A 25,649-nucleotide genomic window follows, 5' to 3' on the forward strand; every position below is an offset into this window, starting at 1 on the left:
ATTATATAACGAATAATCTGAAAAATAAAAATGGTCAATTAAGAGAGGAGGCATTTTAGGTTTAATGGATCTTTATATTAATTTGTTGTAAATACTGTAGTGAGTATTGAACTATCTGTAAATAGAACTTACAATAAAACAGATGGTAGTAAGTACTCACTACCATCCATATAATTGGAAAGGACCTATACATGAAGGATACACAAACTCGCTTATTGGATGCTGCATTGGACCTAATAGAAAGAGAAGGGATTCGGGGTACGACTACACAAAAAATTGCAGAAAAAGCAGGTGTCAGTGAAAATACTTTATTCCGTCATTTTGGAAGTAAAAAGAAACTTTTAACGGAAGCATTGCGAAGAGAAACAGAGATTTTGGGGAAAAATGTGTTCTCTTATACAGATAATATAGAAGAAGATTTAGAGTCATTTATCTCAAAGTACCTTCTATTTATCCAGAAATTTAGTCGGGTTCTACCAGTCATTTATGCAGAACTACCACGTTATCCAGAGTATGCTACACTTCTGGACGCACCTAAAAAGGAGCTTGAGAATATCGCCGCTTTCCTAGAACACTATCAACAAAAAGGTTATTTACATAATGAATCACCAGTAAAAGCGTTGGCAGCTTTGATCGGTCCTCTTGTTTTTGGCGCAATGTTGCAAAGACTTTCACCTGATTTAGACGCATTACCCAATGCAACAGATCATGTCCATGCTTTTCTTTATGGGCGACAACATAAGGAGTGACAAGAATGTTTTCGATCTCTTTCCTTCAACTTCAATGGTTGTTTCCTGTTATCGTAACTCTGCATAACCTCGAAGAAGCTATTTGGTTACCTGGATGGTCTAAAAAAGCGGGAAAGTGGCATGTAAAAGTGGGGAAGCGTGAGTTTCAATTTGCTGTAGTGGTATTAACTGTGCTGGCGTATGGTCTAACGTATTTAAGTTGGTCAACAGGACCGGAAAGTATCTGGACCTATCTGAATTGTGGCTATATGCTGGCTATGCTATTAAATGTGTTTTTCCCTCACCTTTTAGCTACTATGGTGTTACGTCAATATGCACCAGGGGTAGTAACAGGTATTTTGATAAATCTACCCATTAATTTTCTTTTGCTCTCCTTAGCTTTTCAAGAGAAATGGTTCATAAAGGAGAAATTCCTTTTAATAGCTCCAATCACCGTATTAGCTATTTTACTCTCCATACCAGTCCTGTTTTTTCTAGGTAGAAAAATATTTGGTACTGAGTAAGAGAGTAAGTATTATAGATCTAATATTTAGACAGCTACCTGTATACAGACTTAAGTTGGATTGGTAGTCCATGATGTGGTTATAAATGATCAATATCTATTTGTTTGGTCGGCCGGGTGAACCCTAGTAAATTATTTTTATATAAAATAAACGCACCTCCTAAAGATTGAAGAACCTAGGAGGTGCATTTTTCACTTTATTTCACTTTATTTCACTTTAGTAGTACGTTGCTCAAGATGCTCGATCGCTTCTTCAGATGGGGTGACGTATAGTGTTTGTTGATGCGTGTAGATGACAAACCCCGGTTTGGCCCCGCTTGGTTTTTTCACGTGTTTAATGTAGGTGTAATCAACAGGAACTTGGCTTGAAAGACGAGCTTTACTGAAGTAGGCTGCCAAGGTCGCTGCTTCCCGTAGAGTCTCTTCAGAGCCGTTATATTGTCTGATGACTACATGAGAACCGGGAATCTCTTTGGTATGTAGCCACATATCTTGTGAATGAGCCATACGGTGGGTGAGATAATCGTTTTGTTTGTTATTTTTTCCTACTAAGATCGTTGTCCCATCTGTTGCAGTATAGCTGGATGGAAGAGGTAATGTCTGTTTTCGCTTCGGACCTTTCTTGGCCATCGGCTTGAGCAATCCTTCTTCTACTAACTCATCTTGAATCTGTTCTAGCTCAGCTAACGAGGCTTGTCCTAGCTGTACTAGTAACGTTTCTAGATATTGATTCTCCTCTAAGGCAATTGTGATCTGTTCTTTGTTCCACTTTCTCGCTGCTTTTGCCTTCTTATACCGTAGGAAATAGCTTTGAGCATTTTCTAGTACAGACTTTTTTGGATCAAGGGGGATTGTCAGTTCGGTACCTTCAGCATCGTAGTAGTTTATGACGGTTGTTTCGGTACTACCAGCAGGAATTTGATAGGAATAGGCGGTAAGTAACTCCCCATACTGCTGGAATCGATCTGCTGTTTTCCCTTCTTCAAGCTCTTCCTGTAAGACCAGCACTTTCTTCTTATTTTTCTCGATCTCATTTTGCAGACGCTTGGTTAACTCTTTGGTAAATTGTCGATTCCGTTCACGTTCTGCCTTGCCTAGATAGATTTTGTCTAGAAGTTGGGAGACAAAGTCAAAAGAAGAGACTTCCCCTTTTACCGATGTCAGAGTAGTAATCGCAAATACGAGCTTTTCTCCTGTATCGACTAGAGTTGGCTGGTACTGATTTTCCTGTAACTGTTGCTGAAATGGAGCGAAAGCTGCCCATAACTTAGCTCGATCTCCGACACCTGCTCGAGCAATGATTTCCCGGGCAATGACAGGACCGATACCTGTATAACGATTCATCAATTGGCGATCTAATTTACCTTGATTGTAATCAAAACCAGCGATAAATTGTTCCTCCGTTACATCCAGAGGTGATCGTTTCTCTTGAGAGGGTGGAAATTGATAGTTAAGACCAGGTAAGACTTGTCGAACTTGGCTGATTGCATAGGGAATTCGATGGATTGAGTCTAGGATTTTCTGACTCTCTGTATCAATTAAGATGATGTTACTATGACGGCCCATTGTTTCTACAATGAGTTGTCTCGTAACGTCATCCCCCAGTTCATTGCGCGTTTGGATTTGAAAGAGGGTGATTCGTTCCATTTCTATTTGACGAATCTCTCGAATGATTCCACCTTCCAAATGTTTGCGCAAATACATACAAAACATAGGTGGTTCTTTGGGGTGTTCTGGATTCCATTTAGTTAATTGAAGTCTCGCATTTGCTGGATGTGCCGATAGAAGGAGCTTCTGATTTTGTCCCTTTGCTCGTATGGTAAGTAACAGTTCGTAGTTGGTTGGTTGATAGATTTTGGAGATTCTCCCGCCGGTCAGCTTCTCCTTTAGTTCGTGTACGACTGCTCGTACCATTGTTCCGTCAAATGACATCGGCATCCGCCCCTCTCTCTTTTCTCGATTCTCTCATCATACCATAGGGCTCGTCTGAATAGAATAAAGGAGCAAATCATCACGGCTTGCCTGATCAGGTAGTCGGAGGTGATCTCGGAGAGGGAGGAGACAGGTGGTAGATTATGTAAGGATGAAAGCAACGGAACTAGCAGATTCTCTAGGTGTTTCTATAGAGAAAGGGCTTCACGAAAAAGAAGTTCAAAAGCGTCGTCGCAATGTAGGTTCCAATCAGTTGCAAGAAGGCAAGAAAAGTTCTGTTTTCTCAATATTTATCAAACAATTCCAAGACTTTATGGTAATCATACTACTAGTTGCAATGGCATTCTCTGCTTGGCTAGGCGAGACTTTGGATGCGGTCGCGATCCTGGCGATCATTCTTCTGAATGCAGTATTAGGAACGGTACAAGAAGTGAGAGCGGAGAATTCGCTAAACGCTTTGATGAAATTGTCGGCTCCATTGGCGTTTGTACTACGAGAGGGGGAGTGGAAACGTCTTGAAGCAGTTGATTTGGTGCCGGGAGATATTGTTCAACTAGAAAGTGGTAATCGAATACCAGCCGATGTGCGTTTTATTAAGGCAGAGAGCTTGTCGATAGAGGAGTCAGCACTGACGGGGGAATCGATTGCAGTCGATAAAACGGACGAGCCACTCCAAGGTACTAACATTCCTCTTGCTGACCAGCGAAATATGGGATTTATGGGTACGATGGTAGTGAGAGGAAAAGCGTTAGCAATCGTTGTAGCTACAGGAATGAAGACCGAGATGGGCAAGATTGCAAATTTGATTCAAACAGCAGAGACGATGGAAACACCATTACAACGACGTTTGGAACAGCTTGGTAAAATACTTGTAGTGGTAGCTCTGCTCCTTACGGTGCTCGTCGTTCTAACAGGGATCTGGCAAGGACAAGATGTATATCAGATGTTTCTAGCAGGAGTAAGTCTTGCAGTTGCAGCCATTCCAGAAGGTCTTCCGGCAATAGTGACAATTGCTTTGGCACTTGGAGTACAACGGATGATTAAGCGAAATGCGATCGTACGGAAACTGCCCTCTGTAGAGACTTTGGGTTGTGCAACGATTATCTGCTCTGATAAGACTGGCACATTAACTCAAAATCAGATGACGGTTCAAAAGATGTGGGTGCCAACTGAAACGATGGATGTAAGTGGAGTAGGATATCAGCCAGTTGGGAAATTTGTGCGCAGTGGGAAGGAAGTTATCCCTACCGAGCATAGCTCTTTTTGCCGGTTATTAGAGATTGCAGTTCTATGTAATAACGCCGTTTTTAAACAATCCGAAGAATGGCAAGTAGACGGAGACCCTACCGAAGGTGCCTTGCTCGTAGTTGGGAAAAAGGCAGGTCTAGAGAAAAGTGAATTGTTAAAGTCTTATTCCAAAGAAAAAGAATATCCTTTTGACTCTGCGAGGAAAATGATGACAGTTCTTTGTCGTTCTTCAAAGGGACAACAGCTTGCTATGGTAAAAGGTGCACCCGATATTTTACTAGACAAATGTACTCACTATTTGCAAAACGGAAAGGTAAGTCGTTTAACAGATACAGTTCGTAAACAAATTCAATCCCAGAACGATCTTATGGCGAAAAAGGCGCTGAGGGTGCTTGCTTTTGCCTTTCGAGAAGGACGATTCTCTCTTTCGCAAGGGGTCCGAACGGTAGAGGAACAGCTTATTTTCGTTGGGTTGATGGGAATGGTCGATCCACCTCGTGAAGAGGTAAAAGAGGCGATCGAGCGTTGCCGTATTGCAGGAATTCGTACCGTCATGATTACAGGAGATCATCAAGCGACAGCAGAGGCAATCGCAGAGCAGTTGGGAATGCGTAGATCGTTTGGACTCACGCTTACTGGTCAGGATATGGCAACGATGAAAGAACGGGAATTCGAAGAGCTAGTGGAAAAGGTAGATGTTTTTGCCAGAGTTACTCCTGAACATAAACTTCTCATCGTCAAAGCTTTACAAGCAAAAGGTCATGTTGTAGCAATGACCGGAGATGGAGTCAATGATGCACCAGCGATTAAATCGGCAGATATCGGGATCGCGATGGGAAAAACGGGTACAGATGTCTCCAAAGAAGCTTCTTCCCTTATTCTGGCCGACGATAACTTTTCTACGATTGTTTCGGCGATTGAAGAGGGACGAAACATCTATGATAACATTCGCAAGTTTATTAGCTATTTACTAGCCAGTAACGTTGGAGAGATCTTAATCATGTTCTTTGCTATGCTTGGTGGTCTACCTATTCCTCTTGTCCCGATCCAGATCTTGTGGGTCAATCTTGTCACAGATGGGTTACCTGCGATGGCATTAGGGGTAGATCCAGCGGAAGAAGATGCAATGAAACGTTCCCCACGCAATGCCAAAGAAGGTATTTTCGCAAGGGGAATCGGCTGGAAGATTGTAACGAGAGGTCTACTGATCGGTCTTGCCTCCTGGCTTGCATTCTGGGTAGCTTATACGGAGCCTGGTAGCGACTTGACCAGAGCGCAAACGATCGCATTTGCTACGTTAGTCTTTGCTCAGCTCGTTTATGTATTTGATTGTCGATCCGAGACTACCATATTTGGACGTAACCCGTTATCTAATCGTCCTTTGTTGCTAGCCGTCGCATCGAGTGTTGTCCTTTTATTGGTCGTAGTCTATCTTCCAAGTTTGCAGCCTATTTTCCATACTACCGCGTTAGGACTACGTGATTGGGTGTTGATCACTGTTACTTCTTGTCTACCTGTTATCGTAGCAGGTTTGTTGGATCAAGTTTTCCGTCGCAAACAGATGATGGCAACAGCGAGTGCAGCGAGAAATGTAGGTTAAGTATAGAAAAAGGAAACGCCACTTTACTACCATTAGGAGATAAGTTGGCGTTTCTTTCTCAGTTTTTTGAACATTTTATAATATTTTTATTAACGGGAGGAGGTTCTCCTATCATCTTGTTTCTACATAGAAAGATTTCATTCCTATTCTTTCTACATAACAAAAAACGAAGGAGTAAAACTCCCTCGTTTCTTCTTTTAAATTATCCCTAGAACATCTAAGAACACAATAATGATCGCGATCGGAGCAAGGTAACGGAGTAATAATAGCCAGACGATAAATAAGGTATATCCTTTCTGTTTACTTACTCCTAGTTCTCTCATCAATACATCTTTTTTTATCTTAAGTGGTACAAAGATAGAAACCAATAATACTCCGAGTGGCATTAAGACATTACTCACGGTGAAATCTGCTAGGTCAAAAACGGTTTTTCCGAACAATTGAACGTCACTTAATACACCGAATGATAATGCAGATGGAACGCCTACGACAAAGATAAGTAGACCAATGATTAGGGAGATCGTCCCTCGTTTTTTCGTCTCTTTGGTAACAAGTGATGCCACGCTAATTTCTAACATCGAAATAGCGGATGTAATGGTTGCAAAGAAAAATAGCAACAAGAAAACAACGAAAAAGATTTTTCCAAATGCCATCTTACTGAAGATCGCTGGTAAGACGATAAATAATAGACCTGGTCCTTGTGTTGGTTCCATTCCAAATGCGAATACGACTGGGAAAATTGCGAGGCCTGAAAATAGTGTAATCAAGAGAGTTAAACTAACAATAGAGAATGCAGATCTCGGCAAGCTCTCTTCTTTTGATAGGTAGGAGCTGTATGTTACCATTACTGCGACACCAACGGATAACGAGAAGAAGGATTGTCCCATTGCATATAAGATAATCTCCGAGGTAACGTTTGAAAAATTTGGTTGTAAAAAGAATCGAATCCCTTCAGCCGCTCCTTCCAAAGTAAGGGAACGTCCAATTAAAATAATAAATAGAACAAATAAGGCCGGCATGAAATATTTGTTTACTTTCTCAACACCTTGTTGAACTCCTTTACTAACAATGAGAACAGTAATCAGCATGAACAATAATTGTGAACCTACGGCTAAGTAAGGATTGGCAATGATTTCGTTAAATACAGCTTCATATGCACCATTTCCTTCCCATAGCTTTCCTGTTAGAGCATTCCACAAATATAGTAAAATCCAGCCTCCGACCACACTGTAGAAGGACAGTAAAATAAAACATGTCACTATCCCCAATTTACCGATCCATGGCCATAATGATTTTGGAGCAATTTGACGATACGCTTCGACTGCTTCTTTTTGCGTGCTTCGACCAATGACAAACTCGGCTAAAAGTAGAGGTAACCCGATGAGCAAGGTGAATCCGATAAAAATGAGAAAGAACGCACCTCCCCCTCCAATGCCAGCCATATAAGGAAATTTCCAAATCGCTCCGAGACCGATGGCTGATCCAGCCGCTGCTAAAATAAAGCCAATTTTTGAAGTCCATTGCTGTGAATTCATTTCATTTTCCCCTTTCGCATCCCTTATAAAATAAAAAATCGTCCCTACGGATCATGTAGGGACGATTGAAAATCGCGGTACCACCCTAGTTGTGAAGAAACAACTAAGAAGCCTATGCCTACAATAAAAAATCGCCCCTACGAAAATGTAGGGGCGATAAAATATCGCGGTACCACCCTAGTTGTGAAAACATTCTTCACCACTTTATTTGATATCGGTATGGGACTACCGTCTCTCGCTTCCTCATGATGAGATTCACGAAAGATGCTCCAGGACGAATTTCATGAAAAATCTATATGCTGATTTGCACCAACCATCAGCTCTCTGAGATAGGGAGATTTTCACTACTGTACCCCTTCATCGCGTTATATGTAATTTTCTAATTTTATTAGTATCCATTTTTAACACATATAAAAATAACTGTCAATGATTTCGAATGATATTATCTATAATTCTAATAAAATTATACTATGCTAATGTGATTATGATGAAAAGAGAATTACCAGCTAGTCTGGTAGAGAGAAATCTTAGATAGAAAATATCGTTTTCAATATTACCATTTGGTTAAGACTCATTGGCTATGGGAATGCACCTAAGATAAGATTTGGATCTTTCATCGTAGATAGGTGTCTAAGCAGGAGATGTGTAGATTTTGTAATCGAGTAGGAGGTAATCACCCCTTATTTATAGATATAGAAACCATGAAGTATCGTTTATAATATAGTTGGTTTTATTATGGAATCGTTGTGGTTGGATTAAGGAGAGAGAACCATGCAATTTACTAAAATGCACGGATTAGGTAATGATTTTGTTATTGTACAAAGTAGGCAAGTTCCAGAACATGTTGCCGATCTAGCAAAAAAAATCTGTCATCGTCGAACAGGTGTGGGTGCAGATGGATTAGTATATATCTTGCCATCTTCTAAAGCTTGTTTCCAGATGAGGATTTTTAATTCTGATGGAACGGAATCGCAACAATGTGGTAATGCTCTTCGGTGTGTTGCCAAATATTATTATGAACGAATGGATTCTTCTTCATCAGAGATTACGGTGGAAACTCAGATTGGAGTACAATCAGTATGGTTGGAAGTAATGGATCGAGTAGTGAACTCGATTAAAGTCGATATGGGAGCTCCTATATTAGTTGCAGAGCAAGTGCCGATGATTGCCAAGCAAGAAAAAGCGATTGAAGAGGAGATCGAAGTAGAAGGACAATCTTTTAGTCTTACAGCTGTCTCGATGGGCAATCCACATGCTGTGATCGAAGTGCCAGATCCAGGTGAATTCGATGTAACAAGGTGGGGACCTAAACTGGAAACTCATCCTGCTTTCCCAGAAAAAGTGAATGTGGAGTTTGTCACTTTTTCTTCTTCATCAGAGATTCAGATGCGTGTATGGGAGCGGGGAGCAGGTGAGACACAAGCATGTGGTTCTGGAGCATGTGCCGTTTTGGTAGCGGGTGTGCTCCAAAATAAGGTAGCTCGCAAGGCGACTGTCCATTTGCTTGGGGGAGATTTACTGATTGAGTGGGATGAACAAAATAATCATGTTTATATGACAGGTCCAGCAGCAAACGTATACAAAGGGCAATGGTTAGAATAGATGCAAGTCTATAAGGGAAAGTTCGTCCACAGGTGGGCGAACTTTTTTGATGGAAACTCTTTTGCATACAGAGCACCATTTCCGCAAAAAGTAACAAAGATACAAGTTTCATACGACCTCTTTTTTCAACGCTTTTAAACAGCTCAGGAGGTTTCCTAGCAAATGAATCCCTACATTACCGCATTTTTGCAGATACTTTTAGTGTTTGTACTGGTTTTTTTAAACGGATTTTTTGTGGCAGCAGAGTTTGCCATTGTCCAAGTGAGATCTACTCGCCTTGCACAGAACCAAACAGCCCGTGGTCGTGTGGCTCAGCGAATCGTTGCCAATTTAGATCCCTATCTATCGGCTACGCAGTTGGGGATTACACTTGCTTCTCTAGGATTAGGATGGGTGGGAGAACCAGCGATTGCAAGATTACTGGAACCGCTATTACATCTCTTTCACTTACCAGAGATTGCGATTCATACAATCTCCTTTATCATTGCTTTCTCGATTATTACTTTTTTACATATCGTAATTGGAGAAATGGCACCAAAGTCCTTGGCAATTCGTGAAGCAGAAAAGGTAACTCTCTGGACTGCGTATTGGTTAAATGCTTTTTATCGATTATTTCGTCCGTTTATTTATGTATTAAATAGCTCTGCCAACTATTTTCTACGTATTGCTGGTTATGAATTTCATGAGGAACATCAGACAGCTCATACGGAAGAAGAGATTCGGATGCTAATTCAACAGAGTCACAAGAGTGGGATGATTGACCAAACGGAATTAGCTTTGTTTGACAATGTCTTTGATTTTACCGAACGTGTGGCAAGGGAAGTAATGGTGCCTCGTACAGAGATGGTCTGCCTCTATTTAGAAGATACATTTGAAGAAAATTTAAATGTGATGCAACAAGCGAACTATACTCGATTTCCGCTATGTGGGGAAGATAAGGACGATATAAGAGGATTCATACACATTCGGAATGCGTATGAGATGTTTTTTTCTCAGCAACAGAACAAATTAGAAGAGATCGCCAGACCAGTCGTGATGGTTCCCGAGACGATGGAAGTAAAAGACGTACTACGCAAACTACAGAAAAGTCATGCTGGGATGGCAATAGTGGTCGACGAGTATGGTGGGACATCGGGTCTGATTACAACAGAAGATATTATCGAGGAGATCTTTGGAGAGATTCAAGACGAATTTGATAATGAAATACCCTTCTTCCAAGCTACGGGAGAAGATACCTCTATTGACGGAAAGCTCTTGATCCAGGAAGTGAACGCCTATTTTCAACTTCAATTAGAAGATGAAGATAACGATACCATTGGAGGTTGGCTCTTTTCTCGACTCAATAAAATACCAGAAATCGGGGATGTGTATGAGTATAATGGGTATCGTTTTGAAGTACTAGAAGTGAAAAATAGAAGTATACACCGAATGCTGGTGAAATCCTTAGAACAAAAAAAGATAGACATCGAAAACGATCTCGATCCTAGTTGACTAAGTCCAAAACATCAAAACGAGTCAGATCAAGTTTTCGAAGTATATTTAGCAAAAAGGGTAAAACGCAGTTCTTTTTTTCGGTACAATAGGGACGGACGGAAAAGACAGCTCTATAAAAGCATCCAGTTGTTTACATAATGGGAGGATACAGCATGTCACAATTACGTTTTGATTATCAAACAGCACTTTCTTTTTTTGGAGAACATGAACTAGGACAGATGGAGCCTGCTGTAAAAGTAGCTCACGAATTACTACATAACGGTACCGGAGCAGGATCTGATTATCTTGGGTGGATTGATCTTCCTACTCAACATGATCGTGACGAGTTTGAGCGGATTCAAGCAGCTGCCAAACGGATTCAAGAAAACTCCGATGTTTTAATCGTGATTGGAATCGGGGGTTCCTACCTTGGTGCTCGCGCTACAATTGAAGCATTGTCGCACTCTTTTTATAATCAGTTATCAGCGTCAAAACGGAAAACACCTGAAATTTACTATGTCGGGAATCATATTAGTGCTGACTATGTCGCACATCTATTAGACTTAATCGAAGGGAAAGAAGTAAGTGTCAATGTTATCTCCAAATCTGGCACTACTACGGAACCTGCAATTGCTTTCCGGATCTTCCGAGATTATCTCGAAAAACGATATGGAAAAGAAGAAGCGAAAAATCGTATCTTTGCTACTACTGACCGTACGAAAGGTGCATTGAAGCAGGTTGCAGATGATAATGGCTATGCGACGTTTGTCATTCCAGATGATGTTGGCGGTCGCTATTCGGTACTTACCGCAGTAGGACTTCTCCCAATTGCAGTAGCAGGGATCGATATTACCGAATTAATGAAAGGGGCTCAATTTGGTGCAGAGCGTTTTTCCAACCCAAATCTTGCGGAGAACCCAGCTTATCAATATGCAGCTGTACGAAATATATTGCATCGAAAAGGAAAGACAGTAGAGTTGTTGGTAAACTATGTACCACAGCTGCAATACTTCTCAGAGTGGTGGAAACAACTCTTTGGGGAAAGTGAAGGAAAAGATCAAAAAGCACTTTTCCCAGCATCGGTCAACTTTACTACGGATCTACATTCGATGGGTCAATATATCCAAGAAGGGTTGCGCAATCTGATCGAGACAGTGGTTGTGGTGGACAAGTCTCATCACCGAGTTTTGATCGAGAAGGCAGAGGATAATCTGGATGGTCTAGATTATCTAGTTGGCAAAGATATGGATTTCGTCAATCGTAAAGCGTTTGAAGGAACTTTGCTTGCGCATACAGATGGGGGAGTACCTAATTTACTCGTGAGTGTTCCATCTTTGACACCTGCTTATTTTGGCGAGCTTCTGTACTTCTTTGAAAAAGCTTGTGGAATCTCTGGGTATTTGCTGGGAGTAAATCCATTTGACCAACCGGGTGTAGAAGCATATAAAAAGAATATGTTTGCACTTTTAGGCAAACCAGGATTCGAAGAAGAGAAGGCGAAATTGGAACAACGTCTTTCGAAGTAAATATATAGGATAAAACCCGCTACATCATATAAATGTAGCGGGTTTTTGTATAGATTGAGCACGATATCAAAAGGAAGGTAATAACTAGCCGTTGAAAGGGTAAGTTTTTTGGAAAAATAGTTGGGAAGTATTTCTTTACAAAAACAATTGACTTTAATTATAAATTTACTATAATTACTTCATATATTTATATAAATTAGTAAAAAATACAATTTTAAATTGTTGAATAAATGAAAAAATGATGGAGGAAACCATGGATCTTTTTCGACGAAAAAGTGTACACAACTTAATTTCAGAAGCAAATACAGCAAGTGGTTTAAAGAGGGTTATGACTTCTTTTGACCTAGCCTTACTCGGTGTCGGAGCAATTATTGGAGCGGGCATTTTTGTGATTACAGGGACGGCAGCAGTACAGACCGGACCTGCATTGGTTCTCTCTTTTGTATTGGCTGGACTAGCATGTTTTTTTGCAGCACTTTGTTATGCAGAGTTTGCTTCTACCGTACCGGCTTCTGGTTCTGTCTATACCTACAGTTATGCTACCTTAGGTGAATTTGTAGCTTGGGTAATCGGTTGGGACCTTGTATTAGAGTATCTCCTAGCAGTAAGTTCAATTGCAGCCGGATGGTCCGGTTATTTTCAAAACTTCCTAAAGAACTTTGGTGTCACTCTACCTGAGGTGTTCACTGCAGCACCTGGTACCAAAGCAGGCATTAGCACTGTGATGGATGTCCCAGCTTTTGTTATTATCATACTAATCACGTTCTTGTTATCACGTGGAGTAAGTACGTCTAAAATAGTAAATAACATTATGGTTTTTATGAAAGTAGCAGTCATTTTGCTCTTCCTTGCAGTCGGGGTCTTCCATATTGAACCGACAAATTATCAGCCATTTATGCCGTTTGGTGTGCACGGGGTATTACTCGGAGCTGCCTCGGTGTTTTTTGCTTATATTGGTTTTGATGCAGTCGCATCTGCTGCTGAAGAGACGAAAAATCCTCAAAGAGACCTGCCTCGTGGCTTACTGTGGTCACTTGGTATCAGTACGATCCTCTATGTAGTTGTTTCTGCAGTGATGACTGGTGTTGTTCCGTTTATGGACTATGAAGGAGTGAATCACCCCGTTACCTTGGCACTAGATCGTACAGGAGAAATGTGGGCTTCACGTATCGTTGATATTGGTGCTATTTTTGGACTGATGACGGGTTTGATTGTGATGCTATATGGTCAGACACGGATCTTTTTCTCCATGTCTCGAGATGGGTTGTTACCTAAATTTTTCTCTCAAGTTCACTCCAAATTTCAGACACCTTTTCGTTCGACCTGGTTGTTAGGAGCTTTAGCAGCATTCATCGCAGCATTTGTCCCTCTTGGCAACTTGGCAGAATTGGTAAATATCGGGACTCTCTTTGCCTTTACATTAGTGGCAGTTGGCGTCCTAGTATTACGCAAAACACAACCTGATTTACCTCGTGGCTTCCGGACTCCATTTGTTCCACTTGTTCCATTAATCGCCATCGGTCTCTGCCTATTCTTGATGACACAGCTGGCAGTGATTACGTGGTTGGCATTTGGGATCTGGCTTGTGATCGGGCTTGCTATATACTTCCTGTATTCACGAAAGCATTCTAGATTGAATGAGTAATTGGTTCAAAAAAGCGAATTAGGGAAAAGCTACAGTTATTTAAGACTGTGGCTTTTTCTTTTTGGGAAAAAACAATAAAATGATTATTTCTAAATTTTATTACTTACTTTTCCTCACTGACTTATTATAGTATAGTAAGCGAAAAGAAATAACTTACACTTGAGGTGACGAAGATGTCCGTTTTAACAAACAATCAATGGGAAATTTTAAAAGATATACTGAAGTCACGTGGAAGCGTGAAGCGATATGATACAAACTACGAGTTACCAACAGGAGAATTAGAAGAGATACTGGAAGCAGCTAGTTTGGCACCTTCTTCTTGGAATCTTCAACACTGGCGTTTTATGGTGTTTCAAGGAAAAGACGAACAAGAAGAACTAGCAAAACTGGCTTATAACCAACCACAGGTTAGTGAATCCTCTGCAGTGGTGGCTATTTTGGGTGACTTGCGTGCAGACTTGGTAGCAGAACATGTTTTTTCTCCAGTGAAAGAAGCTGGTTTTTTGACAGAAGAAGCATACCAAAATCTGATCAATAATATTTCGGTGACATATCAAGACGACAGACGTGCACGTGATGAAGCTTTCCTCAATGCTTCTCTGGCTGCGATGCAATTGATGCTTACTGCTAAAGCAAAGGGACTGGATACTTGTCCGATAGGTGGATTTGACCGTTCAGGATTTATAGAAAAATATCAAGTAGATGAACGATATGCACCAGTTATGCTGATCTCCATTGGGAAACCAGCAGAGCCAGCTCGTCCAAGCAGTCGTATGAAATTGGATCAATTGATTTTGCCTAAAGGAAAAAATTAACTAATCGATACTCCATTTTATTGAAAGTGTAGGGCTTTTAGGTAGTTAGCGCACTTGATCCATTTCTGCTTCGTGGAACTGACAAGATCAATGTTGCCTAATCAACCCATTCCGATTAAGGAAAGATGATACCAAAGTATATCTTCTCTCCTTATTGGGATGGGTTTTTATTATTAAACCCACCCCTGTTCATAAGCATATCGTGTGAGTTGAACTCTGTTGCTCAGATGTAACTTTTGCATAATATTTTTCAAATGATTCTTTACGGTATGTTCCGATATGATCAAATGTGTGGCAATTTCTTTATTACTCCATCCTTTCGCCACTAATGCTAAAATTTCTTGTTCCCGTGGAGTGAGCGTATTGTTTTTTGCTGAACCAGAAATCTGGTTAAATTCATTTAAAATACGATGAGCTATCTCACGAGGCATAGGAACTTCATCTGTTATTAGTGAGTGTAAATATTCCAGCCAAACCTGAGGATTTAAGTTTTTGAGAAGGTATCCTTGTGCTCCTTTTTTTAAAGCTTCAAATAAATCGGCAGCATCATCCGAGACAGTCACAATCACGATTTTGACATGTGGAAAACGCTCTTTAATAATCCTTGTTGCTTGAAGACCATTCAGTATTGGCATGTTAATATCCATTAAAATGAAATCAGGCGAGAAACGTTCGGTTAGTTGGATCGCTTCTTGGCCATTTGTTGCTTCTCCTATGATTTTAAAAGCAGGATCACTCTCTATGATCATTCGCATCGCTTTACGCGCATGTTCGTGATCATCTCCGATCACCACTCGATAGGGAATACCCATTTTCGTTATCTCCTTTGTAAATTACTAACTTCGTCTTCCCTTGATCTCGTGAAAAAGTTACAGTCGCTTGTATTTCACTCACCCGTTCTTGTATAATTCTCATCCCAAATCGATTAGGTTGTTGAAATGGATTTCCTATATATCCTTGACCATTATCTTCCACTACCAAACTCCATCCTTGTTTGGTAGAGCCTAGTAGGATAGTAACTTTTGTAGCCTGAGCATGCTTTTGAATATTGGTTAACGCTTCATGAATGCAGGCAAACAGTTCAATTTTTTCTTTAGCGGTAAGATGGGTTTCTTCCAATTCCAATTGTAAATCCACTAATACTCCAGTATTTAAACGAAACTGCTCTACCAATTCTTCGAGATGAACCTTCCATGCAGTAGCTGGAGTGGGAGCAGGAGTACTTTTTAGATTGGATATCGAGTAACGAACGTAGTCATGAATTTGGCGTAAACTTTTATCTAACTCTTCCCATTCCTGATCACTTGGCTGCTTCCGTTTCATTTGGTTGACTTGAACCGAACATAAGAACAAAGACTGGGCAATTCCATCATGTAGCTCACGGGCAATTCGTTCTCGCTCTTGCAATACTGCTTTCTCAGCTCGCTCTTTTTTTAGCTGCTCTTGTAGTTTTTCATATCTCCTAAATAGTGGAACGAGAAAGGTCATAGTAACAAAAAAAACAATCACAGGTGATAGCCAGTTTCCAAGCTCCATGGAGATGTAAGAAAGGAGAAATTCGTGACGAACATATTCCCATAGTCCTATGACAATAGTAGGGATGATGAGAATTAACCATTTTATGTGTTTATCAGACATGTCTATTACTCCTTGTATATTAGATGTCTATCTGTGAAGTGAGAAAGCCGATTCTAACCTATAATGGCTAGAATCGGCTACTTTATGATGTTGGAACCGACTGGATCTCTTGAAGCATGTGATGATAATCTGGCTCGGTTCCATCGAATTCCTTCACAACTTTTCCCGACGTATCAATAATGTAAAAGCTTCTTCCATGTTTTACACCTGAATCCATTTGGATTAGTTCTTGTCCAAAACTACTCTTAGCAAACTTTTGGATTTGCTCGAAAGAATATCCCGTTAAATAATGAGATTTATGAAGGTCATCTGAGTACTTTTTGGCAAAATCCTTCAAGACAACTGGAGAATCATGATCAGGTTCAACGGTAAAGGAAACAAATGGAACATCTAGTCCCTTCTTCCTTAGCTCCTGATCTAATTTTACCTTGATCGGCATGGTTAGAGGGCATATATGCGTACAACGAGTGAAGATAAAATCAGCTACCCAAACTTTTCCCTTTAGATCTTGAAGACCAAACTCTTTGCCTTCTTGATCTGTGAAGCGAAAATCTTTTACTTGACTTCCTAGAGTTGCAGTAGGTTGAAAAGACTGATGTGTCATCGATGCAGACTCATGGCTAGTTACTTGCATTTCTTTCTCTCCAGAGGAATGGTCGTGGGCTGTCTGGTTACATCCAACTAGAACAATGAAAAAACAGGACAGCAAGGCAACGAATCCTTTTTTCCACTTTTTCATTTTTCATCTCTCCAAGCTAGTTTTTATTTTTCATCATCCAGTGTAACAAGATTTGTATTTTTCCACATGACACGATCGGGCTATAAAACGGGTTGATTAGCATTGTACTTGACAAAAAGAGGCTCTCAAATAGATCGACTATCATAATATCAATTAAAGAATTATGTGATTGATTTCGTCAGTGTGATTAGAAAAGGTTTGGAAACAAAAAACCAGCTTCCAAGTGAGGAGCTGGTTTTTTGCTATGTGCGTTTATTAGGAACAAAGCGTAGTAGACGTGTACCCATCGGTAAAGAGCGTATATCGTCTTCTTTTAGCGTTCTTGTCCATATGAGAGTAAAGAAATAAAGAATAGCTGCTATCATTCCTGCTACTGCTACGACCACAAAATAAAGGATACGAGACGGTTCTTGCAAGAATAGATCAGCAAGTAAATGGTAGGTTCCGTAAATTACAAAACCAAACAAGACGGCAGATAACACAGGTTTAAAAACATTGTCCTTCCATGCAAATTTGATCTCAGATTTGCGAATAACGGTCCACATATTTAGTATGCAAACTGTAGCAAAGCAGACAACCATGGCAAAGGCTGAACCCTCTAGTCCATACTTTGGAATCAAGAGGAAGTTTCCTGCCACTTTGATCGTAGCACCGATTAGCAGGTGTCTTACTGGGATGTTGTTATGCCCCATTCCTTGTAAGATACCAGAGCTGGTTACAGCTAATGTGCTAAATACAGCAGAGAAAGCTAAAATAGACATAGTGGATGATCCAAGTGCATTCTTATTGAATGCGATGTTGATTGGTTCTGCTAATAAAGAAAGAGCCAAACTACATGGCAAACTAATAACCAATGTCATCAACCACGATTGTTGAATGCGATTTTCTACTTCTTGGAATTCTTTTTTGGCAATATGAGCAGAAATTGCTGGGATCAATACCAAGGTAAGTGAGCTAGAAAAGACTGATATAACATTGATCAATGGATCTGTTCGATAGTAAATTCCATATTGTCGAGTTGCTTCTGTAGTTGTCATTCCAAGATCTTGTAAAATTCTCGGAACAGTGGCTGCATCAGCTACACCTAAAAGAGGTAGAACTAAAGTAGCCAGCGAAATTGGGATGGCATAAGTAATAATTTTTTTGGAAAGCCCCCAATAACTTTCTTTTACTTCGGAGCGTAGTGGAGTCCCTCCATTTATCAAAGGAGAAGAGTGAAGTGGACCCTTTTGCTTTTTGTCGCGTCGGTTATACCAAAGAACTACTAACAGTCCTCCGATTGCTCCAAAAAAAGCTCCTGAAGTAGCACCTGCGGCAATATCCGCATCGGTAAAACGGGCTTCTCCTTGATTAACCAGTTTATGAATCTCCGCATCTGTAATTTTGGGATTGTCTGCCTTTAATTGATCAATAAATGGTTGATTAGCATTGACCATATAAAGTGTAATACAAATCAAGACACCTACCCGAATCACTTGCTCTACAAACTGGGAGAGACCAGTGGGCATCATTTCTTGATGACCCTGAAAATAGCCTCGAAGAACTCCCATTACTGGGACGATGAGAATAGAAAGAGCCAGAACTTTGAGGGAAGGAACGGTCACCAAAGCTTTGTCGTCTAAGACCATTCTAGCGATAAATTCCGATCCAAAATACAAAAAAGCAGATGAGATCAATCCTGTTAAGCTTAACAGGATTGAACCAGTACGAAGCACTTTTCTTGCACCAAGTGTATCGTTCTTGGCTAGTCGCTCTGCAACAAACTTAGAAATAGTTATTGGTATACCTGCAGAAGCGATCATTAACAAGATATTGTAAAAGGGAAAGGATTGACGATAGACCCCAATTACATCATCTCCGGCGATATTTTGAAAGGGAATCCAAAAAAAGAACCCTATCACTTTGGTAAGGAGAACCATCCCACTTAGGACCAGCGTTCCTTTTACTACTTTGTTTGACATGACGTTATACTACCTTCTTATTCGTTCTTTTTTTGACCCTTCTATTTTAGCAGTTTCTTCTAAAAAATCATATGAACACGTGAAGAAGATTCGTTTCTTCTTGGCTTGCATTAAGATAGAAGAATAGGATTAAATGAGATTATGAAAACTTATGCGAACATACATAGTATGACAGGTTTTGGACGAGCCCAAAAAGAAAGAGAAGGATGCATTGCTACTGTAGAGATCCGAAGTGTCAATTCGCGATTCTTGGAGACGATTATCCGTATGCCATCGGGTAGATTACAACTAGAGGAGCAATTGAAAGTGGAGGTCAAAGCTCATGTAGAGCGTGGTAGGGTTGAGGTATTTGTCACCTACTCCGAAGAGACGAAAAAAGATCAGTGTCAAGTGGTATTGGATGAGGGATTGGCAAGCTCCTACCTTCAGGCTGCGAAGATATTCCAAGAACAACATCTTGTACCAGGAGAGTTGACGATTCAAGATCTGCTTTCCGTGCGAGATTTATGGCAAGTCGAAGAAAGACAGAGTGAAGGAGAAGTAGCTTCTTCTATTATATTAGAAGCTTTTCAAGAAGCGTTGGAGCAGATGATTGAGATGAGAGCTGTGGAAGGAAAAGCACTTTCAGATGATCTGTTGGGACGTTTACAAGAGCTAGAAAAGACTTTGGGTAAAATTGCAGGGTATACAAGCGAAGTAAGCGAAAAATATCGAGAGCGTTTACAGGCAAGGCTCTCGGAGTGGTTAGCAAATGAGACCATTTCAGAAGAACGAGTTGCAGCAGAGGTGGCGATCTTGGCCGAAAAAGCTGATATCTCAGAAGAGTTAACTCGTTTGGAAAGTCATTGTCAACAGATGAAAATTCAACTTCAGCAAGCTGGCGTAACTGGACGCAAGCTCGATTTTCTTATTCAAGAGATGAACCGGGAAGCCAATACCATCGGTTCCAAAGCAAATCATCAACGAATTGCTTCTCTAGTGGTAGAGAGTAAGAGTATTTTGGAGAAAATGAAAGAACAGGTCCAGAATGTAGAATGACGATTTTGCTTTGTGCTTGCTTACTAGCTTTGGAAACACTAAAATAGCTAAGTAGAATATAGACTATTTCAAAATGCATAACGTACGAGAATCTTGATCTAGAGATCAGCTAAGTCGGATCCCCATTCTTGTAATAAGTTAGCTCCAAAAAGGAAAGAACAAACATCCTATTGTGGTTTTGAAATGGCGTCTAATTATCATCAATGGCAGAACTGCCTTCCAAAATATTAAACATGGGCGAGGAGGCAACTTGTATGGCAACCAGATTTGTAAATGTGGGCTTTGGAAATATTGTTTCCTCTAATCGAATCGTCTCCATCGTCCACTTTGAAAGCGCCCCGATCCGGCGAATGGTACAAGATGCACGGGAACGTGGAACTTGTATCGATGCTACATATGGACGGAGAACGAGAGCCGTCATCATCACAGATACGGATTATGTTATTTTATCTGCTGTACAACCAGAGACAGTTGCCCATCGCTTGAGCAACAAAGACCAAACGGTCGATCTCGCTGAGTAGAAAGGGTTTGTCCATGAAAGCATCTTATGAGCAAAGTGGTCTACTAATCGTAGTATCTGGACCTTCGGGTGTTGGCAAAGGTACCGTTTGTAACTATTTACGAGGGGTAATGCCAGATTTAGCCTATTCGATCTCTGCTACGACACGAACACCCAGAGTGGGTGAGGAGCATGGAGTCAATTATTTTTTCCAAACCAAAGATGAGTTCCAAGAGATGATCCAGAAGGACGAGTTGATCGAGTGGGCGGAGTATGTAGGAAATTACTATGGCACCCCTCGCCGTTATGTAGAAGAGACATTAGCAGCAGGTAAAGATGTATTATTGGAGATTGAAGTGCAAGGTGCGATGCAGGTCAAGAAGCACTTTCCGCAGGGGTTATTTATTTTTCTAGCTCCTCCGAGTTTAGAAGATCTACGTGAACGGATTGTTGGAAGAGGGACGGAAACGCAGGAGTCACTGACTAACCGATTAGCTGCTGCTAGTGAGGAACTCGCTCAGTTGTCGGAATATGACTATGTAGTGGTGAATGATCAAGTAGAAAAAGCTTCTGAACGGATCCGAGCCATTTTGACTGCAGAACACTGCAAGACTCATCGCTTTTGGATGAGCGAAGAATAGGAGGGAAATACATGTTATATCCATCAATTGATAAGTTAATGGAAAAAGCAGATAGCAAATATTCACTTGTTATCATGGCTTCTAAGCGTGCTCGTTCGTTACTTGAAGGGACAACAGATATCTTGGTAAGAGCTAAATCTCATAAAAACGTAGGTATTGCGTTAGAAGAGATCCATTCGGGTGTTGTAGTAGGAAAACGACCGGCTAATTACCAACAAGAAAAAGAGTAATTCTTCTTTTGCCTGAAACAATGGTTTTAAGAAGATCCGAGCCATCCTTTTATTCCGATCGGCTTGGATCTATAAAATCAATTAAACATGTATGGATAACAACCTACCACTATTAGGTTGTTCTTTTTTCGTATGGGAGGGGGAAGTGAGTATTGAATAGGAAAAAACGGATTGTATTGGGTGTCTCAGGTGGTATTGCTGCGTTTAAGGCAGCCTCGATTGCTAGTCAGCTAACGCAGCGTCATTATGAAGTTCGGGTCATTATGACTAAATCGGCAACGGAGTTTATTACTCCGCTTACCTTACAGACTCTCTCACGGAACCCTGTTTCCATCGACACCTTTGATGAGCGGAATCCAGAAGTGGTCAATCATATTGATCTGGCCGATTCTGCTGATCTATTCCTCATTGCTCCTGCCACTGCAAATCTAATGGGAAAATTAGCGCATGGACTAGCTGATGATATGCTCACAACAACATTGCTGGCAACTCAGGCTCCAGTTGTATTAGCACCTGCGATGAATGTACATATGTATCAGAATCCAATCGTGGAGGAGAACATGACACGATTGAGAGAGTTAGGTTATTCCTACATCGAACCTGGTTCTGGGCAATTGGCATGTGGATATGTGGGTAAAGGAAGAATGGCAGAGCCGGAAGAGATTGTAGAATGGGTGGAGAACTTTTTTTTACGTAGGCAACCGTTGCGTGGGAAGAAGGTACTCATCACAGCTGGACCTACAGTAGAAGCAGTCGATCCTGTGAGGTATTTTACCAATCATTCTTCTGGAAAAATGGGATATGCGTTGGCACAAGCAGCGCAGGAAGCAGGGGCAAAAGTAACACTCATCAGTGGTCCTGTTGCTTTATCTGTACCTTCAGGGGTAACTCGCTACAGTGTTCAAACAGCTCACCAGATGCTAGAAAAGGTATTGGAACATCTCCCTGAAATGGACCTTATCATCAAAGCGGCAGCAGTAGCAGATTATCGGCCTAAGGTAGTATACGATCAGAAGTTGAAAAAAAACGCCGAAGAGATGACCATAACCCTCACCAAAAATCCTGATATTGCATCAGAAGTAGGAAAGCGCAAACGGAGTGATCAAGTGCTGGTTGGTTTTGCTGCGGAGACTCAAAATGTTCGAGAGCATGCGCTATCCAAGCTAGAGCGAAAAGAGATGGATTTTATTGTAGCGAATGATGTAAGTCTTGAAGGAGCAGGATTTGGAGTCGATACCAATATTGTTACGATCTATGACCGAGCTGGGACAGAACTATCTCTGCCACTACAGTCCAAGCAAGACTTAGCAAAGCAAATCATTGAGCATGTTGGGGCTTCTTTGATATGAGTACCAAGACAATCGCCAAAGTATTGGTCGATGTGCCTGCTAAACAGACAGATCGCGCCTTTGATTATCGCGTTCCAGAGATGTTACAAGACGAGGTAGAGATCGGAAGCCGAGTTCAGGTCTCTTTTGGTAATCGAAAATTGATAGGGTATGTTATCGGATTTGCTGAGAAAAGTAGTGCCAAACGACTCAAATCGATCGAGGAAGTGTTGGATCATACTGCTCCTTTAACATCGGAGTTGGTGGAGATCGGACTTAGAATGGCTCAGACTTATTTTTGCCCAGCTATTACGGCACTACAAGCGATGGTGCCTACTGCGTTCAAAGGAAAATACGAAAAAATTCTTCGCCTTCATCCAGCTGCTACTCAGGATCTTACAAGCATTGACCCGAGTTGGGCTGCGTTACGTTCCCGTTTAGAAGAAAAAGAAAACATTAACTGGGAGGAAGCAGTAGAATTAGTCGGTAATCGTACTATTCTCCGCAAATTAATCGCGCAGAATCTTCTTATATTAGAGGAATTGGTAGGAGATCGTTCGACACAGCAAAAGGAAACATGGGTGATTCCGAAAGATCGTGATACGTTGTGGCAAGGATGGGAACGAATTTCTCCTCGTGCTGCGAAGCAAAAGGTGATTCTCCAACAGTTTCTAGAGTTCCCACAAGAAATGAGGCTTTCCGACCTATTGCGGATTACGCAAAGTAATCGTACCAGTGTGAAACGGTTAGAAGAGCTAGGGTTTCTAACTCTTCAAGAACGAGAAAAGAGCCGTGACCCCTATGCGAATCGGGAATTTGCTCAGACTGAGCCACTCGTCCTCACCCCTTCTCAACAAATAGCATTTACTAGCATACAACAGAGTATTTTGACTGCTCGTGGTGAAACAGTCTTGTTACATGGCGTAACAGGGAGTGGCAAAACGGAAATTTATCTACAGTTGATCGCTACGATCCTCGAAAAAGATCAAGAAGCCATTGTCTTGGTTCCAGAGATTTCGTTAACACCTCAGATGGTCGATCGTTTTAAAGGGCGCTTTGGGAATCAAGTAGCGGTATTGCATAGTCGTTTATCTAGCGGGGAACGATACGACGAATGGCGAAAGATTCGGAATCAGCAATGTCGGGTGGTAGTAGGGGCTCGTTCTGCTATTTTTGCCCCATTTTCTAACTTAGGATTGATCATCATTGACGAGGAGCATGAGAGTAGCTACCAACAAGAAGATAGCCCTCGCTATCATGCAAGAGAGATCGCCACTTGGCGTGCAGAACAGACAGGAGCTACGTTGCTTCTAGGATCAGCTACTCCTTCACTCGAAAGTTATGTACGTGCCAAAAAGGGTGAGATTCATTATATTCCATTGCTAGAAAGAGTGGAGGGAAGACCACTCCCCTCTATAAAACTGATCGATATGCGGGAAGAACTGAGATCAGGAAATCGTTCTATGTTTAGTAAGTCTTTGCGGGAAGCGCTCCAGTCACGTTTAGAAAAAGGAGAACAAAGCATCCTTTTTCTAAATCGTCGTGGTTATGCCTCTTTTGTACTTTGCCGAGACTGTGGAGAAAGGCTAACGTGCCCCCACTGTGAAGTCTCGCTCACCTTCCATCAGACAAATCGGACTTGTCGATGCCATTACTGTGGATACACGATCCCCATCCCTTCCACTTGTCCTTCGTGTGAAAGCGAACAGATCCGTCAGTTTGGTACAGGGACACAACGTGTAGAAGAAGAGCTCGTTAAGAGATTTCCTGGGATACGGATTGTACGGATGGATATTGATACAACAAGCCGAAAAGGGTCGCATGAGAGGTTGTTAACAGAGTTTCGGGAGCGGCGTGCAGATGTGTTATTGGGAACCCAGATGATCGCCAAAGGTCTCGATTTTCCAGATGTTACGCTTGTAGGAGTGATAACGGCCGATCAAATGCTCTATCTGCCTGATTATCAGGCGTCAGAGCATGCCTTTCAATTGTTGACCCAAGTGAGTGGAAGGGCAGGGCGGCATACTCAACCTGGAGAAGTTTTAATTCAAACATATACACCGGATCATCCTAGTGTAGAAATGGCTGCAAATCACCAAATAGAAGAGTTCTATCACAAAGAGGCTACCTCTCGAAAAAGGCACTTCTACCCACCGTTTTGTGGTATGTTTACGATGATGTTGAGTCATCCAGATCAATTTGCTCTTATGCAGATATCACAGCAGATCGGAACCTTCCTCCACCAAGAGATTCCACGAGGAATGGCGCAAATTTTGGGACCTGTCCCGGCTATGATACCCAAAATAAAAGATCGTTATCGTATACAAATCGTACTAAAACATCCACTAAGTCGTGATGTGTACCAAGTGATACAGCAAGTTCTATACGAGTCAACTAAACGTTTTCATCAAGATCCAGACTTTCGATTTCAGATTCGTAAAGAAGGAAGTACAAGTGGGAGGGAAATATAGAAAATGGGAATTCGTCAGATTGTGAAATACCCAGATCCAATTTTGAAGCAAGTAGCAAAACCAGTTACCCGGTTTAATGAAAGATTGCATACTTTACTCGATGATATGGCAGATACGATGTATGAGGCGATGGGGGTAGGGCTGGCAGCACCCCAAATAGCGATCTCGAAGCGAATATTGGTTGTTGATATTGGAGAAGGGCTTCATGAGATTATTAACCCAGAAATAGTGGAGCAATCAGGTGAGCAGATCGAACCATCAGAAGGATGTCTCTCCATTCCTGGATTAGTTGGGGATGTTCGCCGTGCCAACAAGATTCGGGTGCAAGGACAAGATCGTAATGGCAATCCGATTGAGATCGAAGCAGAAGGCTACTTATCTCGTGCATTCCAACATGAGATTGATCATCTGAATGGGGTGCTATTTATCGACATCGCAGAGAAAGTATGGCGTCCGAGCGAGGAGGAGTAAGATTGG

At 41.3% G+C, this 25,649-nt stretch carries 21 protein-coding genes and 1 other annotated feature; of the genes, 15 read left to right on the forward strand and 6 right to left on the reverse strand.

The window, feature by feature from the left end; all coding sequences use genetic code 11:
- The first annotated feature begins 191 nt into the window (after positions 1–191).
- The gene (locus VJ09_RS15480; RefSeq protein WP_052807446.1) at positions 192–749 is read left to right on the forward strand and encodes a TetR/AcrR family transcriptional regulator; all 558 of its coding nucleotides are present in this window, start codon (positions 192–194) and stop codon (positions 747–749) included.
- Between the two features lie 5 nt (positions 750–754).
- The gene (locus tag VJ09_RS15485; protein ID WP_044642522.1) at positions 755–1,252 is read left to right on the forward strand and encodes an HXXEE domain-containing protein; all 498 of its coding nucleotides are present in this window, start codon (positions 755–757) and stop codon (positions 1,250–1,252) included.
- Between the two features lie 206 nt (positions 1,253–1,458).
- Here VJ09_RS15485 and VJ09_RS15490 read toward each other — a convergent pair whose 3' ends face one another.
- On the reverse strand, positions 1,459–3,183 hold the full coding sequence (locus tag VJ09_RS15490; protein ID WP_044642523.1) for an Rqc2 family fibronectin-binding protein: 1,725 nt from the start codon (positions 3,181–3,183) through the stop codon (positions 1,459–1,461).
- Positions 3,184–3,334: 151 nt separating this feature from the next.
- Between VJ09_RS15490 and VJ09_RS15495 the strand changes: the two genes are divergently transcribed.
- On the forward strand, positions 3,335–6,031 hold the full coding sequence (locus VJ09_RS15495; protein ID WP_044642959.1) for a calcium-translocating P-type ATPase, SERCA-type: 2,697 nt from the start codon (positions 3,335–3,337) through the stop codon (positions 6,029–6,031).
- 197 nt (positions 6,032–6,228) lie between these two features.
- Here VJ09_RS15495 and VJ09_RS15500 read toward each other — a convergent pair whose 3' ends face one another.
- Complete coding sequence (locus tag VJ09_RS15500; protein WP_044642524.1) at positions 6,229–7,566, reverse strand: sodium-dependent transporter; 1,338 nt, start codon at positions 7,564–7,566, stop codon at positions 6,229–6,231.
- Positions 7,567–7,712: 146 nt separating this feature from the next.
- Positions 7,713–7,936, reverse strand: a binding site (T-box leader).
- A gap of 401 nt (positions 7,937–8,337) precedes the next feature.
- On the opposite strand from VJ09_RS15500, the gene dapF reads away from it, so the two are divergent.
- The 5 genes from dapF (at position 8,338) to VJ09_RS15525 (ending at position 14,627) form a co-directional block, all read left to right on the forward strand.
- On the forward strand, positions 8,338–9,168 hold the full coding sequence (gene dapF, locus VJ09_RS15505; protein ID WP_044642525.1) for a diaminopimelate epimerase: 831 nt from the start codon (positions 8,338–8,340) through the stop codon (positions 9,166–9,168).
- Positions 9,169–9,330: 162 nt separating this feature from the next.
- Entirely contained in the window at positions 9,331–10,659 is a 1,329-nt protein-coding gene (locus VJ09_RS15510) for a hemolysin family protein (RefSeq protein WP_044642526.1), read from the forward strand.
- A gap of 155 nt (positions 10,660–10,814) precedes the next feature.
- Positions 10,815–12,167 (forward strand): glucose-6-phosphate isomerase, encoded by a 1,353-nt coding sequence (locus VJ09_RS15515; protein ID WP_044642527.1) that lies wholly within the window; start codon positions 10,815–10,817, stop codon positions 12,165–12,167.
- Between the two features lie 253 nt (positions 12,168–12,420).
- The gene (locus VJ09_RS15520; RefSeq protein ID WP_044642528.1) at positions 12,421–13,812 is read left to right on the forward strand and encodes a branched-chain amino acid transporter BcaP; all 1,392 of its coding nucleotides are present in this window, start codon (positions 12,421–12,423) and stop codon (positions 13,810–13,812) included.
- A 173-nt stretch (positions 13,813–13,985) separates the two neighbouring features.
- The gene (locus VJ09_RS15525; protein WP_044642529.1) at positions 13,986–14,627 is read left to right on the forward strand and encodes a nitroreductase family protein; all 642 of its coding nucleotides are present in this window, start codon (positions 13,986–13,988) and stop codon (positions 14,625–14,627) included.
- Between the two features lie 173 nt (positions 14,628–14,800).
- On the opposite strand, the gene VJ09_RS15530 is transcribed toward VJ09_RS15525, so the two are convergent.
- From VJ09_RS15530 to VJ09_RS15545, 4 genes are all read right to left on the reverse strand, one after another.
- Complete coding sequence (locus VJ09_RS15530; RefSeq protein WP_044642530.1) at positions 14,801–15,439, reverse strand: response regulator; 639 nt, start codon at positions 15,437–15,439, stop codon at positions 14,801–14,803.
- Positions 15,405–16,265: a sensor histidine kinase gene (locus VJ09_RS15535; RefSeq protein WP_044642531.1), complete on the reverse strand. Its 861-nt coding sequence runs from the start codon at positions 16,263–16,265 to the stop codon at positions 15,405–15,407. The genes VJ09_RS15530 and VJ09_RS15535 overlap by 35 nt, the downstream gene beginning before the upstream one ends.
- A gap of 82 nt (positions 16,266–16,347) precedes the next feature.
- Complete coding sequence (locus VJ09_RS15540) at positions 16,348–17,004, reverse strand: SCO family protein (protein ID WP_052807447.1); 657 nt, start codon at positions 17,002–17,004, stop codon at positions 16,348–16,350.
- A 242-nt stretch (positions 17,005–17,246) separates the two neighbouring features.
- Entirely contained in the window at positions 17,247–18,965 is a 1,719-nt protein-coding gene (locus VJ09_RS15545) for a putative polysaccharide biosynthesis protein (protein ID WP_044642532.1), read from the reverse strand.
- Positions 18,966–19,106: 141 nt separating this feature from the next.
- Here VJ09_RS15545 and VJ09_RS15550 point away from each other — a divergent pair, with 141 nt between their 5' ends.
- The 7 genes from VJ09_RS15550 to def all read left to right on the forward strand — a co-directional run bounded on the left by VJ09_RS15550 (position 19,107) and on the right by def (position 25,643).
- Positions 19,107–20,003 (forward strand): YicC/YloC family endoribonuclease, encoded by an 897-nt coding sequence (locus tag VJ09_RS15550; RefSeq protein WP_044642533.1) that lies wholly within the window; start codon positions 19,107–19,109, stop codon positions 20,001–20,003.
- A gap of 254 nt (positions 20,004–20,257) precedes the next feature.
- Positions 20,258–20,524, forward strand: a complete 267-nt coding sequence (locus VJ09_RS15555) for a DUF370 domain-containing protein (RefSeq protein ID WP_044642534.1) — start codon at positions 20,258–20,260, stop codon at positions 20,522–20,524.
- 13 nt (positions 20,525–20,537) lie between these two features.
- Positions 20,538–21,143, forward strand: coding sequence for a guanylate kinase (gene gmk / locus VJ09_RS15560; RefSeq protein ID WP_044642535.1), 606 nt, complete (start codon positions 20,538–20,540; stop codon positions 21,141–21,143).
- Positions 21,144–21,154: 11 nt separating this feature from the next.
- Positions 21,155–21,373, forward strand: a complete 219-nt coding sequence (gene rpoZ / locus VJ09_RS15565) for a DNA-directed RNA polymerase subunit omega (RefSeq protein ID WP_044642536.1) — start codon at positions 21,155–21,157, stop codon at positions 21,371–21,373.
- Between the two features lie 152 nt (positions 21,374–21,525).
- Positions 21,526–22,722, forward strand: coding sequence for a bifunctional phosphopantothenoylcysteine decarboxylase/phosphopantothenate--cysteine ligase CoaBC (coaBC, locus tag VJ09_RS15570; protein ID WP_044642537.1), 1,197 nt, complete (start codon positions 21,526–21,528; stop codon positions 22,720–22,722).
- Positions 22,719–25,172, forward strand: a complete 2,454-nt coding sequence (gene priA, locus VJ09_RS15575; RefSeq protein WP_044642538.1) for a primosomal protein N' — start codon at positions 22,719–22,721, stop codon at positions 25,170–25,172. Before coaBC ends, priA begins: the two co-directional genes overlap by 4 nt.
- Positions 25,173–25,175: 3 nt before the next feature.
- Positions 25,176–25,643: a peptide deformylase gene (gene def, locus VJ09_RS15580; protein ID WP_044642539.1), complete on the forward strand. Its 468-nt coding sequence runs from the start codon at positions 25,176–25,178 to the stop codon at positions 25,641–25,643.
- Positions 25,644–25,649 lie beyond the last annotated feature (6 nt).

The sequence above is a fragment of the Risungbinella massiliensis genome, from assembly GCF_000942395.1.
Classification (GTDB): Bacteria; Bacillota; Bacilli; order Thermoactinomycetales; family Thermoactinomycetaceae; genus Risungbinella; species Risungbinella massiliensis.